This is a genomic window from Methylobacterium sp. Leaf469, from assembly GCF_001424745.1.
GTDB lineage: Bacteria > Pseudomonadota > Alphaproteobacteria > Rhizobiales > Beijerinckiaceae > Methylobacterium.
This window is the reverse complement of record NZ_LMRE01000045.1, coordinates 84317-98659: the sequence shown is the minus strand read 5'-3', so window position 1 is coordinate 98659 and position 14343 is coordinate 84317. Positions and strand designations below refer to the sequence as shown.

At 62.8% G+C, this 14343-nt stretch carries 12 protein-coding genes and 1 tRNA gene; 8 read left to right on the top strand and 5 right to left on the bottom strand.

From position 1 onward, the window contains the following. Positions 1 to 11: 11 nt before the first annotated feature. Positions 12 to 317: a hypothetical protein gene (locus tag ASG60_RS20545; protein WP_244473864.1), complete on the bottom strand. Its 306-nt coding sequence runs from the start codon at positions 315 to 317 to the stop codon at positions 12 to 14. 318 nt (positions 318 to 635) lie between these two features. Between ASG60_RS20545 and ASG60_RS20540 the strand changes: the two genes are divergently transcribed. Together ASG60_RS20540 and ASG60_RS20535 are read left to right on the top strand one after the other, a co-directional pair. Continuing rightward, entirely contained in the window at positions 636 to 3428 is a 2793-nt protein-coding gene (locus tag ASG60_RS20540; protein ID WP_056387558.1) for an EAL domain-containing protein, read from the top strand. A 16-nt stretch (positions 3429 to 3444) separates the two neighbouring features. Beyond that, entirely contained in the window at positions 3445 to 5451 is a 2007-nt protein-coding gene (locus ASG60_RS20535; RefSeq protein WP_056387556.1) for a matrixin family metalloprotease, read from the top strand. A 59-nt stretch (positions 5452 to 5510) separates the two neighbouring features. Here the strand turns inward: ASG60_RS20535 and ASG60_RS20530 are convergent, their stop codons facing one another. After that, entirely contained in the window at positions 5511 to 6350 is an 840-nt protein-coding gene (locus ASG60_RS20530; RefSeq protein ID WP_056387552.1) for a glycosyltransferase family 2 protein, read from the bottom strand. Between the two features lie 326 nt (positions 6351 to 6676). On the opposite strand from ASG60_RS20530, the gene ASG60_RS22280 reads away from it, so the two are divergent. From ASG60_RS22280 to ASG60_RS22275, 3 genes are all read left to right on the top strand, one after another. Further along, positions 6677 to 7807, top strand: coding sequence for a glycosyltransferase family 61 protein (locus ASG60_RS22280; RefSeq protein ID WP_082515380.1), 1131 nt, complete (start codon positions 6677 to 6679; stop codon positions 7805 to 7807). A 111-nt stretch (positions 7808 to 7918) separates the two neighbouring features. Beyond that, entirely contained in the window at positions 7919 to 8803 is an 885-nt protein-coding gene (locus tag ASG60_RS22970; protein WP_156398970.1) for an acyltransferase, read from the top strand. Positions 8804 to 9102: 299 nt separating this feature from the next. Further along, complete coding sequence (locus tag ASG60_RS22275; RefSeq protein ID WP_244473843.1) at positions 9103 to 9792, top strand: class I SAM-dependent methyltransferase; 690 nt, start codon at positions 9103 to 9105, stop codon at positions 9790 to 9792. A gap of 14 nt (positions 9793 to 9806) precedes the next feature. Here ASG60_RS22275 and ASG60_RS20525 read toward each other — a convergent pair. After that, positions 9807 to 9882 (bottom strand) — tRNA-Thr (locus ASG60_RS20525). A 221-nt stretch (positions 9883 to 10103) separates the two neighbouring features. Between ASG60_RS20525 and ASG60_RS20520 the strand changes: the two genes are divergently transcribed. The 3 genes from ASG60_RS20520 to ASG60_RS20510 are packed head-to-tail and all read left to right on the top strand — an operon-like array spanning position 10104 to position 11694. Next, positions 10104 to 10571 (top strand): TerB family tellurite resistance protein, encoded by a 468-nt coding sequence (locus tag ASG60_RS20520; protein ID WP_056174436.1) that lies wholly within the window; start codon positions 10104 to 10106, stop codon positions 10569 to 10571. Between the two features lie 14 nt (positions 10572 to 10585). Next, the gene (locus tag ASG60_RS20515) at positions 10586 to 10981 is read left to right on the top strand and encodes a CidA/LrgA family protein (RefSeq protein ID WP_056387547.1); all 396 of its coding nucleotides are present in this window, start codon (positions 10586 to 10588) and stop codon (positions 10979 to 10981) included. Further along, positions 10978 to 11694 (top strand): LrgB family protein, encoded by a 717-nt coding sequence (locus tag ASG60_RS20510; protein ID WP_056174440.1) that lies wholly within the window; start codon positions 10978 to 10980, stop codon positions 11692 to 11694. The genes ASG60_RS20515 and ASG60_RS20510 overlap by 4 nt, the downstream gene beginning before the upstream one ends. A 7-nt stretch (positions 11695 to 11701) precedes the next feature. On the opposite strand, the gene ASG60_RS20505 is transcribed toward ASG60_RS20510, so the two are convergent. Further along, positions 11702 to 13804, bottom strand: coding sequence for an ABC transporter ATP-binding protein/permease (locus tag ASG60_RS20505; RefSeq protein WP_056387697.1), 2103 nt, complete (start codon positions 13802 to 13804; stop codon positions 11702 to 11704). Between the two features lie 133 nt (positions 13805 to 13937). Then, positions 13938 to 14276, bottom strand: coding sequence for a hypothetical protein (locus ASG60_RS20500; protein WP_056174442.1), 339 nt, complete (start codon positions 14274 to 14276; stop codon positions 13938 to 13940). Positions 14277 to 14343 lie beyond the last annotated feature (67 nt).

Genomic DNA, 14343 nt, shown 5'->3' with positions numbered 1-14343 from the left:
CGGCCTCGGCGTCAATCGACCTGCACCGTGAGTTTCATCTTCGGATGGATGCCGCATAGAACCGCAAAGGTTCCGGCGACGGGAAACACGATCCTGGCCTTCTCGCCGGGCTCCTGGTCGCCGGAGTCGAAGGTGAACTCGGGCGAATCGACATAAGCGTGATGGAGTAGGTCGGCGTCGTCGTTGAGGACTTGTACGGTCTCGCCGCGCTTGATCACGAGGGCGGCCGGCTGGAAGGCGCGCCCCTTCTGCGACACCTCGTGGACGCGCGCACCGATAGCCGTGACCGCGATCGCAGTCGTCCCCACGCCGACCATGGCCGTTATTGCAGCCAAGCGAAGCAGTGCGTGCATAAGGTCTCCGATCAAGCAGGCGGCAAACCGCTAGAAAAAACGGGCATTGGGAAGTGGAAAGTGAAGCAGCACACTCCCACGGGGGCGGTAAAAACGCGGTTAAGAATTTAAGCGAAACGGATCTTCGCAAGGTGACCTTAACCTGTGGCTGCCAGAGCTTCAGTCTCCATGCCGAGACTCGTAACTTCGGCGACCGGAAACCTGTCGATGAGTCCCCCTCCGAACGCTTCTGCTCACCGGCGCGTCCGGTCGCCCCGGGCCGCATTCGAACGCGTCGGGCAGATGCTCGGGACCATCCGTGGCCGCATCACCGTCGCGTTCATCATCACCAGTACGATCACGGCGGTCCTCGGCCTGTCCGCCGCGTCCAGTATCCGGCGCGCGGACGAACTGGTCACCCGGACCTTCGACAACTCGCTCATGTCGATCAACTATGCACGCGCCGCCGCCGCGGACTTCGCCGGGATGCGTGCTGCGGATGCGCGCCGCTGGACGACAACCGATGTCGCCATGCGCAACGCCCTTAATCAGCGCGTCGCCGCCCTTCGACAATCCTACACGGAAAGCCTCGAGATCGCCGTGGACCGGGCCCAGTCGGTCCGCGCGAGCCGGGCCGCCGTCGCGGTGGCGGGCGCCGTCGAGGAATGGCTCGACGCGCGCCTGAAACTCTCGGACGGTCCGGGACAGACGATGGCTTGGGCGACCCTCGATCGGCACGCCGTGGCGGCGGAAGAGAACTTCGATCTCCTCATCAACTACACCGCCGGCGATGGCTTCACCTATCGGCAGGAGGCCCGGGCCGTCGTCGCGCGCGAGACGATGCTCAACCTCATCGGGACCTTCATCGCCATCCTGTTGTCCGGGACGGTCTCCTATGCCTTGGGCCGTCGCATCATCCGTCCCCTCGCCGACGCATCCCAGGTCGCATCCCGCATCGCGGCGGGCGATCTCAGCGGTGCCATTCCCGCCGGCAGCGCCGACGAGGTCGGTCGTCTCCTCGCCTCCATGGGCGTGATGCGCGACAACATCCGAAGCGCCATGGAGCAGGAGGTCGCCCAGCGCCTGACCGCCGAAGCCCATCTCGCCGATGCGCTCGAAACCTCGAAGGAGGGGATCGTGGTGGTCGATGCGGACGGGCGCGTCACCCTCACCAACGGTCAAGCGGAATCGTATCTCGGCGTCGCGCCCGGTTCGCTCCCGCCCGGCACAACCGTAGCGCAGCTCGCCGCGGCATCCCCGGACCCGGCCAACCTCGCCCGCGCCTTGCTGCATCCCTCAGACGAGCACGGCGAGCACCGCCTCGGCGACGGCCGCTGGCTGCGGATCGGCCGAAGCCGGACCCTGGACGGCGGATTCATGGCCGTACTCAGCGACATCACCCTGCTCAAGGATCAAGAATCCCGCCTCGTCTCGACGAACCTACGCCTGGATACGGCTCTCGACAACATGTCGCATGGCCTGTGCATGTTCGACGCCGACGGGCGGCTGACGGTGGTCAACCGCCGCTATTGCGAGATCTTCGATCTGCCTCAGGATGCCGCGATCCTCGGCCTCCGGCACGAGGCCCTCGTCGCCCTGGGCGGCGTCGCCGCCCTCGGTCAGGAAAGCGCACTGAGCAGCGAGGTCGGGACGATCCGGGGGAGGGATCTGAAGCATCTCAAGAACGGCCGGATCATCGCGATCTCGCACAAGGCCGTCGCCGGCGGCGGGATCGTTGCGACCTACGAGGATGTGACCGAGCGTCGTCAGGCGGAAGCGCGCATCGCCTTCATGGCCCGTCACGATGTGCTAACAGGCCTGCCGAACCGTTCGGTCTTCGTCGAACGCATCGACGAAGCCCTGGCCCATCTCGGACGCGGCAGCCGATTCTCCGTGCTCTGCCTCGACCTCGACCGGTTCAAGGAGGTCAACGATACTCTCGGGCATCCGGTGGGCGACGCGCTTCTGCGTGCCGTCGCCGAGCGCTTGAGCGCCTGCGTGCGCGAGGTCGACACGGTGGCGCGCCTCGGCGGCGACGAGTTCGCCATCATCCTCTGCGACATCCGTCGCCCGGACGATGCAACGATCCTTGCCCGCCGCATCGTCGAGGTGCTCAGCGCACCCTACACCCTCGACGGGCATCAGGTCAGCGTCGGCGTCAGCATCGGCATCTGCTTCGCACCGGGCGACGGCACCACCTGCGACAAGCTTCTGAAGAACGCCGATGTCGCCCTGTACCGCGCCAAGGCCGATGGCCGGGGGACGTGGCGGTTCTTCGAGATCGACATGGACATCCGCCTCCAGGCGCGGCGGGCCCTCGAACTCGACTTGCGCGAAGCCCTGGCCAACGGCGAGTTCCAACTGCACTACCAGCCGATCTACGATTTCCGGGCCGGGCGCATCGGCGGGTTCGAGGCCCTGGTGCGCTGGATCCATCCGACGCGCGGCCTCGTCTCGCCGGGCGAATTCATCACGATCGCCGAGGAGATCGGGCTCATCGTGCCGCTCGGCGCCTGGTGCCTGAAGACCGCCTGCGAGGAGGCCATGCGCTGGCCCGACGGCATCAAGGTCGCGGTCAACGTCTCGGCGGTGCAGTTCCGCGACGAGATCGTCGTCGCCTCCGTGCGCGAGGCTCTGATCGCGAGCCGGCTTCCCCCGGCGCGCCTCGAACTCGAGATCACCGAATCGGTTCTGCTCAAGGACAACGTCGCGACGCTGGCGACCCTGCACGCCCTGCGCCGCCTCGGCGTGCGCATCGCCATGGACGATTTCGGGACCGGCTACTCGTCCCTGAGCTACCTGCGCAGTTTCCCCTTCGACAAGATCAAGATCGACCAGTCCTTCGTGCGCGACATCACGCCCGATTCCGATTCCGGCCTTATTGTGCGGGCAGTGATCGGGCTCGGCGCGAGTCTCGGCATGCGCACGACCGGCGAAGGCATCGAAACGCAGACGCAGTTCGATCGCCTCAAGGCTGAAGGGTGCGACGAGGGACAGGGTTACCTCATCGCCAAGCCCGGCCCGGCCGCCACCGTGCCCGAGGTGATTGCGCGATGGTCGGATACACGCTCGCGCTCCGCTCGGGCCGTGGCCTGAGGCGAGACGGGACGAGATGGCGAACTATGTGCTCGAAGGGCCGAAATTCGGCTCGCCCACCCTCGGGACGACGGGCGGGACGGTGACCTGGGCGGTGGATGCCACCGTGCCCGCCGCCTTCGTCGAGACGCTGACCCGGGCCTTCGCGGACTGGTCGGCCTACGCCAACATCCGGTTCACCCAAGTCGCCTCCGTGGCGAGCGCCACCATCGACGTCGGCTTTGCCGCCATCGACGGTCTGTCCAACGTTCTCGGCGACGCGAACTACAGCTTTCGCGGGCCCCAGATGCTCTCGGCCGCGATCCGCTTCGACAGCGGCGAGGGGTGGCACGCCAGCGGAAGCGGCGTCGTCAGTCAGAGCAACGTGAGCTTCTTCGTCGTCGCGGTCCACGAGATCGGCCACGCCATTGGGCTCGGCCACTCCGACGCGACGCCGTCGATCATGAACACCTACGTGAACCGCACGGTCGCCGACCTGCAGGCCTCCGACATCGAAGGCATTCGGGCACTCTACGGCCCGGCGGGCCGGGTCTTCGACGGGACCGCCTCCATGACGGTTGCCCGCGACGAGCCCGTCACCCTGGCGGTGAGCCCCGGAACCTTCGTCGCCGCCACGGAGGCGGGCGGCGCCGTGACCCTGACCTTCGCGGAGGGCCGAACCCTCACGGTGGGCGGCACGAGCCTCGTCCCGGCGGGCCTGGCCGGCCTCGCCTTCGCCGACGGCGACGTGCGCGTCGGCGGCGATGGGGTCGCGGTGAGCAGCGGCAAGGCGAATGCCCTGATCCTCGGTGGCGCCGGCGGCGGATCGATCAGCAACGTCGTCGATCCGGCCCTGGCGCCCGGCACGCACATCCTCTTCGGCGGCTTCGGCTATGCCGACCCGAACGACGGGGCCGACACCATCACGTTCGGCGGCAAGGGCTCCTGGGGGGTCTTCGGCAATGCCGGGGCCGACAGCCTGCAGCAGGGCTCGGCCGCCTTCGATGCGCAGAGCTACGTCTCGGTCTTCGGCGGGCGCGACGCCGACACCCTCCGCGTCGCCGACACCCGCAACCTCGACGCCAAGATGGCGATCTACGGCGGGGAGGGCACCGACACGATCCGGGTCTTCAACACCGGGGCCGACGCCGCCACCGCCATCTTCGGCGGGCAGGGCGCGGCCGACCCCACGGACGCGGCCGACACCATCGCGTTCGCGGGCGGCGGCCGCGTCACGATCTTCGGCAATGGCGGCGACGATTCCATCACCGTCGGGACGGGCGCCGACCTCGACACCACCACCGTGGCGGCGGTCTACGGCGGCGCCGGAACCGACACCCTCGTGTACGATGCCGGCCAGACCCGCACCGTGGCCTCCCTGTTCGGCGGTGAGGGCGGCGACGGGATCCGGGTTCACAACACCGGCACCGCGGTGATCTACGGCGACACCGCCGCCGCCGACCCGGCCGGCGGCAACGACACCATCGCGTTCACGGGTTCGGGCGCCGTGACGGTCTACGCCACGGGGGGCGACGACACCGTGGCGGTTTCGGTGGAGCGCGCCGACGCGGCGAACGCCTTCACCATCCACGGCGGCGCCGGCAACGACAGCCTCAGCCTCGCGGCCGCCGCGCCCGGCAGCCTCGCGCAGGGGAGCTTCACCCTCGCGACGGGCGCCGGCGCCGATACCGTCACGCTGCGCACGGACGTGACCGCCGGCGCGAGCGCCACCGTGACGATCACCGACTTCACCCTCGGCGAAGACCGCCTCGCCCTCATCGGTGCCGGCGCGGCTGGCCCCCTGCACGTATCCCTGGCGCTGCCGGACTCCCTCCAGCACGCCCTCGACCGCGCCGCCGCAGCGGCGTCGGCCAACGGCGCGAGCGCCAACGGTTTTGGGGTGGTCGTCTATGCCGGCGACGCGTATCTCGTGTACAACGTTGCCGCCGACACGCGCTTCACCGTATCGGTCGATCAGGTGATCCGCCTGATCGGGGTGACGGACCTGCCGGGGCTGGCGGGTGCGACGAGTATCGCGGCGTGATCTGATCTGCCTGCCTTAGCCGACTGAGGTTGGCGGGGCCGGATCACCGGCTCCGGCTTTCAGGCAGGCAGATGGGCCTGAACAGTCCTGGCGCGCGCCATGATCTCGCGAACAGCGGGCGCGAAACGTAGCGCGCTGTCATCGAAGACTTCATTACGATCGTGCGCCGCGAACATGCTCTGAAAGCGTTGCTCGGAGGCCAACTTCTCATCGTCGACTCCAAAGTAACCCCGTCCCGCTTTCACCCGATACTCCGCTGCCGAGCGTGTATGGTAATGGTTGATCCGCAGGCGGGTGTGACTCGCCGTCTTGTGCTCGAAAAAGCCGTAGGGCGGATCGAGATGGAGAGGACACTTCGCGTCGTCGACCATTCCGGCAGCCGGCGCCACGAGATGGGAGGAGTAGACCTTGACGATCTTCGCCGCGCGGACGACGCTCTTGATATGCCGGTTGAATGTAAAGTTGTCTTCCGCCCGGCGCTGATAGGCCTCGATTACGAGCCCCGGTTGGCCCTCGAGATGCCCTGACGAGCCGTAGATGTGCCAATGCACGCCGATCCCATCGACATCCGGCATCGCCGCCAGCGTCTCGCGCAAGTCCATTCCGTCAGTGGGGTACAGGAACTCATCGGCATCGATGAAAGCCAGCCACTCGGTGCGGTCGCGGTATCGGGTGGCCACATGCTCGTACATCGCCACCTGCGTGCCGGGGCCGGGCCAATCGATCAGATCGACCTTGTCGGCCGCCCCAAACCCCCGGATTATGTCCGCGGTCCCATCCGTGCTGCCGTTGTCGATGATCACCAACCGATCGAAGCCCGCCGCAATGTGGAAGGCCATCCACTCATGGATGATGGGCGCCTCATCCTTTACGGTGCAGCAGGCGGTGAGGTAATCCATCGAGCAGGCTCCGAAGGCGCCCTTATGGCGCTCAATCCAGTACGCCGACCATAGCCCGCACTTGGCCGATTGTCAGGCCTTGAAAGACGCTTCGCTTAGATAAAGCTGGGTCGCAAAGAGCTGATAAATGTGATCCCGCATGGGATCGAAAGCTTAAAGGAGATATTTTGTTATTTTCGAAGTTGATACGCTCCTGGCAGAAAAAACTCGTCGATGACCACAGAAAGCATGTTTGGGTCCGCTATGTAACTTCCTCCTTACCCGCCAATCAATTATCATAGGCAATCAGCGACGCCTTTCTACGTAGTTTGAAAGTTTTCCATACGATGTCTGCCTTAAGTAAATGCAGCGCCATTCACGGCAATATTTTCTACTCTGCAATAAATCCTCTTGCGGTTGCCTTCGAAAACGCGCTCGTTTCTCCAAGAAACCCGTTAATTTCATTTGACGACGACCATAAATGGGGCGTCTATACGAGTAGTGGCGCCAATATATCATTAGCAGCTTACCGTCGAGGCCCCCATCAAGATAGAGTTGGACAATCACAGACGATCAATTTGGCCGCCGAATCAACTGTCAATACCGGTGAATGTATGCATATCTACATCGGTCCACAAATATTTCACCATGGGCATTTTTTATTAACAAGTCTATCTAGACTTTGGCCTTTATTAAAAATTCCGCATAGAAATTTCAAGCTGATTTATCATGGTGATCATGACATAAAGACAATTTGCGATCACATACCAATTGCAAATGCAACCCTAAAAGCGTTTGGCCTAAGTCCAGAACATTTCATTCGACCTATAGCACCAACCGTCTTTGAGCAGCTATTCATTCCAGCGCCGAGCTTTGAAGAAACAAATAGTGCTCATCAAATTCATAGTGATGTGGGTACAAAAATTGGCAAATTTCTCAAATCTGGCCAGTCACTTCGAGCATTCATGCGTCCAGTCATGCTGTCAAAAACAAAATTAGCGTCTGGTGTTGGGAGATTTTCGAATGAAGATGAAATCACCAATGTTCTTTCGCGAAAAGGCGTAGAAATTATTTATCCAGAAACTCTTTCATTAGCCGAACAAATAAATGTTTTTGAAACGGCGCCTGCGGTAGTATCCTATGCAGGGTCAGCGTTACACACATCCTTATTAACTGAAAAATCCGCAACAATTATTGGTTTGAATTTAGGTGAAGTTATGGGATCGAGCCAAATTCTAGTCGATGCTCTTAAAGGAAACAATGCCGAATATTTTTATCCAACTCATACGAGGAAATCTTTCTCCGGGACGACCTTCGCCGCAACGCTACGGGTGGATGATCCGATCGGTGTCGCAGACGCAATTTTGCGCGAAATTGATCTGAAAACTAATTGGCGAGCGCGTTTGAAAAATTTCAATCGTAAACTCGATCCATTAAAAAGCCTGGCTTACCCAGGCGTTCAATCTTTATGGCCATGAATTTGTCTTCGAGTTAGAACATGAGAAGCAGGATCGCAAACCAGAAACACTGCTAAGCGACCAAATAGCAGTCGCAAGCTCGTTGAACAAAGAGGATGTGAGGTTGTTAAAGTGAAAGTCGAAGACGTTATCAAACGACATACAAAAGTAAAAATGATTGGATCTCCGGGATTTCCCCTCCCATTGGGAGAGTACGTTGAGTACTCATCAGAAAAAACCGAAGATCTTGAAGCGTTGAGATCCCTCGGGATCAATGTTTCTGGATCTGGCGGTCACAACACCGTATGGGTAGAGAGCGGCTTTCGAACAAGTTCGTTTGAAATAGGGTTTCACAGTAATTCTGAAAATTACATCGTCATTGGGTCAGGATTCACCCTTGGCGGCAGGATAGATTTTCTGTGCAATCGGAGCACTGCCTTTATTGGAGGCGGAAATGTGCAGCGTATCACTATACTATGCGATGGAAGCGATTCTGTATTCTACTGTGGACCAAACTCGTATATTGGCGACATGACGTGTTGGATTCAGGGACAGTACCGAACTTTGTCGATTGGAGAAGATTGTATGTTTGGATGGAAGATAGCCATCCGAACTGGTGACTTTCACGGAATGTATGATTTAGAAACAAAAAAAATACTAAACCCCCCCGATGATACAACTATAGGGCCACATGTATGGCTTACAAACAGTATTCAAATCATGAAGGGAATCACCATTGGTTCTGGCGCCGTAATAGGTGCGGGTTCGATTGTAACAAAAAACATTGCGGGATCATGCCTCGCTGCCGGATCTCCGGTGAAAATACTACGCCGGAACATTGGCTGGTCGCGTGATGCAAACCCGTCGCTTGATTATATGGCCGAGCTTGGATCCCGCCTATACATGGTTACTGCAAAACAGAGTGAAACGACTAAGTTAGCTCGTCCGCTTGGCGTAACAAAGATTATTGCTGCTTTGAAGAAACTTGCTTTTTTTAGAAAAACAGACGTGGCCTAAAATCACTTATTGCTATATCAGACCTATCAAACTAAATAAATTTTACTAAGAACAAGAATGATATAAAATACCACGCAAAAGTAAGCTGTCCAATATTCTCAGACAGAAATTTCATATGAAATAAGTCAACACACATTTTCTTCATAAGCACGCGCTTGAACGCGCTCATGCAGCAACCGTTAAACGGTAAATTTTCGAAGGCAAGCGAGGTTGCCTTATCATTCAAAATCGACTGAGATGTCGGACAGTCGCAACGATATGCGGCAGGTTCTGTGAATTGTCTATTTCAAGGAAACTTCATGTCCGAAAAGCCGGCAAATATGCGTCAGCATTTAATCGATACTCTTTGGCGTGGCCAGGATCCATTCGCTGGTTTTCCTCGGCGTCTGTATGCAGATACACCTAACGAGTTGGCTCATGGTCCGCATCCCTATCTCTTGGAAGCTATCGACAACGCCAAGCCAACGGTTGCAGTTGAAATCGGCGTCTGGAAGGGCGCTTCCTCAATCGCAATGGCAAAACGTATGAAGGAGATTGGACTAGTTGGCGGAGTAATGCTGTCTATTGATACTTGGCTCGGTGCCTGGGATCACTGGTTCAACGACGATTGGTATCCTGGACTTGCTTTTGAGCATGGGCAGCCCATGCTTATGCGAACTTTTATGGCAAACGTTCTAGCAACAAATACCGAGGACGTGATTCTTCCGATTCCACTCGATAGCGTCAATGCAAATGAAGTTTTTCGGCGCTCAAATCTTCAGGTAGATGTCATCCATATTGATGGCGGCCATGATTATCGAGCTGTGATGTCCGATCTGGAGGCTTGGTGGCCATTAGTACGCCCCGGCGGTTGGGTAGTCGGAGACGACTACGTTCACGACGGAAACTGGCCCGGGGTACGGCAAGCCTTCGATGAATTCTACGAAAAGAGGGGGTTGTTTCCATTTGAGCACGGCGGCGCCAAATGTCGAATACAAAAGCCAGTTTGAAAAAGAGAAATTAGTGGTGCCGCAAGAGGGATTCGAACCCCCGACCCCCTCATTACGAATGAGGTGCTCTACCAGCTGAGCTATTGCGGCACGAGGCGGTGCGGACCTGAGGGCCGGCGCGGCGTCGTTGAGAGGGGTCATATCCGGCCGGTCCCGGATTGGCAAGACGCTCCGTCCCGCATGGCGCATTGCGCCGCGACGCGATGCAGGGGGGCCACGGTGGGGCGGCATCGTCGTCCGGGGGGAGCGGCGTTGCTTGACGGGGGCGGAGGCGACCTCGAAGGGTGGCGCATCGTGTCCGAAGGATCGTCATGTCGCTCATCGCCCGCCTGCGTGCCTATGCCGCCGACGCCTTCGGGCTCGGGCAGCCCGCCGATGCCGCGGAAGGGGCCGACGAGCGCCTCGCGGCCATCGCCCTCCTCGTCCATGTCGCGCGCGCCGACGGCATCCTGGCCCCGGAGGAAACCGAGCGCCTCGCGCATCTCGTCGAAGGGCGCTTCGCGCAGACGCGGGCCGAGGCACAAGCCCTGATCGCGCGGGCGGCCGCCTTCGACGCCCAGACCCGGGACATGGCGGCCCTGGTGGAGATGATCGGCCACGAGGCCGGTCGGGAACAGAAGGCGCGCCTCCTCGCCATGGCGTGGTCGGTGGCCGGGGCGGATGGCGACGTCCACGAGTTCGAGGAGGCCCTGGTCTGGCGTCTCGGCGGGCTCCTCGGGATCGACGAGGCCGGCATCGTGCTCGCCCGCGCCGGCGATCCCCTGGCGACCGTTCCGTAGCACCGGGTCCGCCCATGATCATCGGTCTGACGCTGATCCTCGCGGCGCAGCTTCTCGGCGAGGCCCTGGCCCGCGCCTCCGGAATCCCGGTGCCGGGGCCGGTGATCGGGATGGCGCTGCTCCTGGTGTTCCTCGTGGTGCGCGACCGCCACGCCCGTGCCGCCGCCCGTATCCTGCCGCCGCCCCTCGTGAACGGGCAACTCGAGGGGGCCGGGCGCGGCCTTCTCGCCAACCTTTCCCTCATGTTCGTGCCGGCGGGCGCCGGCATCGTCGGGCGGCTCGACGTGCTCGCGGCGCACGGGGCGGCTCTGGCCGTCATCGTGGTGGTCTCGACCGTGACGACGCTCGCGGCGACGGCCCTCACCTTCGTCGCCGTGTCGCGCTGGCTGCGCGCGGGCGAGGGGGCATGACCGGCGATTTCGCCGTCTGGGTCTACCTGTCGCGCACCCCGCTCCTGTGGCTCACCGTGACCCTGGTCGCCTACGCGGTCGCCGACCGGATCGCCACGGCGACGAACCGCCACCCGCTGGCGAACCCGGTGCTCGTCGCTATCACGATCACGGCCGCGGTGCTGGAGGTGACGCGCACGCCTTACGCGACGTACTTCGAGGGCGCGCAATTCGTGCATTTCCTCCTCGGGCCGGCCACCGTCGCCCTGGCGTTCCCGCTCTACGAGTACCGCGCCACGGTCCTGCGCGCGCTCGCGCCGATGCTGGCCGCCCTCGTCGTCGGCTCCGTGGTCGCCCTGTCGTCGGCCCTCACCCTCGGGCATCTGCTCGGGGTGCCGCGCGACGTCATCGTGTCCCTGGCGCCGAAATCCGTGACCACCGGCGTCGCCATGGGTATCGCCCAGACCCTCGGCGGCGATCCGACGCTCGCCGCCGTCATCGTCATGCTCACCGGCATGACGGGGGGCATCCTGGTCACGCCCCTCATGAACATCCTGCGCATCCGCGACATGCGGGCGCGGGGCTTCGCCGCCGGCCTCGCCGCCCACGGCGTCGGCACGGCCCGCGCCTTCCAGGTCGATGTGGTTGCGGGCGCCTTCGCGGGCATCGCGCTCGGGCTCAACGCCTTCCTCACGGCGATGCTCGCGCCCATCGCCGTGAGTTTCCTGCGGTAGGTTCGACTTACCCGGCCTCCACGGGCGTCGGTACGAAGCGGCCGTCGGGGCCGGGCTTCATGTCGATGCGCCGGTCGTGCAGGGCGTGCAGGGTCGAGCGGTGGCCAATCGAGACGATGGTGGTTTCCGGCAGGCGCTCGCGCAGCATGCGGTACAGGGCGGCCTCGCTCGGCTCGTCGAGGGCGGCGGTGGACTCGTCGAGGAACAGCCACTGGGGTTTCGCAAGCACCGCGCGGGCGATGGCCAGGCGCTGCTGCTCGCCGCCCGAAAGGCGCTGGTCCCAGGCATCGACCTCGTCGAGGCGGTCGGCCAGCTGCGGCAGCTGCGCCGCCACCAGGGCCTCGCGGATCGCCTCGTCCGAGAACTGGTCGGTGGTGGCCGGATAGACCACTGCGCCCCGCAGGGTACCGAGCGGAATGTAGGGCCGCTGCGGCAGCACCAGGGCCGACTGACCCGGCGGCACCGCGATGCGCCCCTTGCCGAACGGCCAGATGCCGGCGATGGCCCGGAACAGGGTGGACTTGCCGGAGCCCGACGGGCCGGTGACCAGAGTGGCGCCGCCGCGCGTGAGGGTGAACCGGTCGGCACTGACGATCTCGCGGCCGTCCGGCAGGGCGAGGGTGATGTTCTCGGCGGTGACGTCGCGGCCCGGCGCATCGGACTGGGCGAGGCCGTAGCCGGCGCCCGCCATGGCCTCGGCCTTGGTCATCGCCCGCTTGAACGACGACAGGCGGTTGGTGTTGGCCTTGTAGGCCGCGATGGTGGTGTAGGCGCTGATGAAGAACGACAGCGACGACTGCACGTTGCTGAAGGCGTTCACGGTCTGCTGCAGGGCGCCGAAGCTGAGCTTCTTCGCGAAGTACGAGGGTGCGGCGATGACGAGCGGCACCATGGTGCTCGCCTGGGAATAGCCGAACGAGAAGGCGATGAGCTTGATGCGCCGGAAGATGATCTGCACATAGTTCGCGATGATCTCGTCGAACAGCGACCGGAGGCGCACGGTCTCGGCACGCTCGCCGCGCAGGAGCGCGATCTGCTCGCCGTAGATGCGGCTGCGGGCGAGCGAGAACCGGAAATCCGCCTCCACCCGCTCCTGGCGGAAATCGAGGCCGATGAGCGGGCGGCCGATGAGGTGGGCGAGCCAGGTGCCGACGACCGCGTAGGTTATCACGGCCCAGACGAGGAAGCCCGGCACCACCGTGTCGGTGAACGGCAGCACGAAATCCCGCGACAGGGTCCACAGGATGACCATGAACGAGACGAGCTGGGCCGCCTGCGACAGCAGCCGGATCGACAGGCTCGCCGTTTGCGAGATGAAGGCGTTGACGTCGGCCTGGATGCGCTGATCCGGGTTGTCGGCGTGCTCGTCCGTGAAGGGAATGCGGTAATGCGTGCCGTCCCCGAGCCAGCGCTGGTAGAAGCTCCGGGTCAGCCACGTGCGCCAGCGGATGTGCAGGGACTGGTCGACGAACAGGTCGAACATGCCGATGCAGACGTTGAGGATCGCGAGGGGCACGAAGACCCAAAGGATCTGGTACCAGAATACATCGAGATTGTATTCCTGGATCGCGTTGTAGAGATCGCGGTACCAGAAGTTGAACCGTAAGGTCAGGGCGACATCGGCGAAGCTGACGAAGATCGACAGCGCGACGAGGCGCTGACCGATCTTGCCCTCCGTCCGGCCGAACCAGCGGAACAGGCCGATCTCGCGGGTCGGCTCGTCACGGTTCGCGAAGTAGGGATCGGCGATGAGGGTGATCGCCCGAATCGGCTTCAGGTGCGAGATGCCGAGCACGATGGCGGCGAACACCACGGCACCCGTGGCGGCGAAGGCCGGCGGCAGCAGGGCGGCGAGCGTCGGGGGCAGCGCGCCCGAGGCCGCCAGCAGCTTGGCCCCGGAGAACAGGAGATAGCCGACGCCGTAGACCGAGATGAAGATCTTCAGGTAGGCCGAGATCTTGCCGGAGGCGAGCAGGATGCCCGCCATGGCGAGCCCGCTCAGGGACACGTAGAGGGGCGGTGCGGCGTCGCCGGGAAATGCCAGCAGGACGAGGGCGAACAGCGCCGTCACGGCGGCTTGCAGGCCGAGGCCCGTCCTCAATACGGCCACGTGCGTCTTCTCCCCGTGCTGATCGTCGAGGCACCGCTTCCGCGGCATGCCGGTGCCCGGGAGTGACGGCGGGTCGTGGCGAGATCGTGGCCGGACGGGTGCCTGAGCGGACGAAAATCCTGGCCCGCGTGTTCTATTGCCAATCCCAGTCACCGTAGCCCGGCTCGCGGCAGCGATAGCCGATGGGGCATTCCGGGTTGTCGCGGGTCGGCACGAAGCGCAGGTCGGCGATCTCCGAGAGCTCGCAGAAGCTGCGGTCGCGCACGAAGCGCTGGAAGGTCTGGTTGCCGGTGTCGAGGAGGATCGCCCCCTGGCGCTTCACCAGCGCCATGGCGTCGGCGCAGGCCATGCGGGCGGTCGTCCCGGTGGTCTGGGCGCTCGCCGGCGTCGCCAGGACGACGCAGAGGGCGAGGGCGAAACATCTCGTCACGATGGCGGGGCGCCGTTCCGGTGATTTGCTGAGCCCAAGCATGGCAGTTTCCGCCGGGCGCGAAAAGGGCCGTGCCCCGTCTTGCCGTCCGGTTGCCGCAATCGGGCGC

What these genes read in the sequence shown, in the direction of transcription:
- ASG60_RS20545 (WP_244473864.1), bottom strand. Translation starts at nt 317, where the DNA reads ATGGTCGGCGTGGGGACGACTGCGATCGCGGTCACGGCTATCGGTGCG.
- ASG60_RS20540 (WP_056387558.1), top strand. Translation starts at nt 636, where the DNA reads ATGCTCGGGACCATCCGTGGCCGCATCACCGTCGCGTTCATCATCACC.
- ASG60_RS20535 (WP_056387556.1), top strand. Translation starts at nt 3,445, where the DNA reads ATGGCGAACTATGTGCTCGAAGGGCCGAAATTCGGCTCGCCCACCCTC.
- ASG60_RS20530 (WP_056387552.1), bottom strand. Translation starts at nt 6,350, where the DNA reads ATGGATTACCTCACCGCCTGCTGCACCGTAAAGGATGAGGCGCCCATC.
- ASG60_RS22280 (WP_082515380.1), top strand. Translation starts at nt 6,677, where the DNA reads ATGTCTGCCTTAAGTAAATGCAGCGCCATTCACGGCAATATTTTCTAC.
- ASG60_RS22275 (WP_244473843.1), top strand. Translation starts at nt 9,103, where the DNA reads ATGTCCGAAAAGCCGGCAAATATGCGTCAGCATTTAATCGATACTCTT.
- ASG60_RS20520 (WP_056174436.1), top strand. Translation starts at nt 10,104, where the DNA reads ATGTCGCTCATCGCCCGCCTGCGTGCCTATGCCGCCGACGCCTTCGGG.
- ASG60_RS20515 (WP_056387547.1), top strand. Translation starts at nt 10,586, where the DNA reads ATGATCATCGGTCTGACGCTGATCCTCGCGGCGCAGCTTCTCGGCGAG.
- ASG60_RS20510 (WP_056174440.1), top strand. Translation starts at nt 10,978, where the DNA reads ATGACCGGCGATTTCGCCGTCTGGGTCTACCTGTCGCGCACCCCGCTC.
- ASG60_RS20500 (WP_056174442.1), bottom strand. Translation starts at nt 14,276, where the DNA reads ATGCTTGGGCTCAGCAAATCACCGGAACGGCGCCCCGCCATCGTGACG.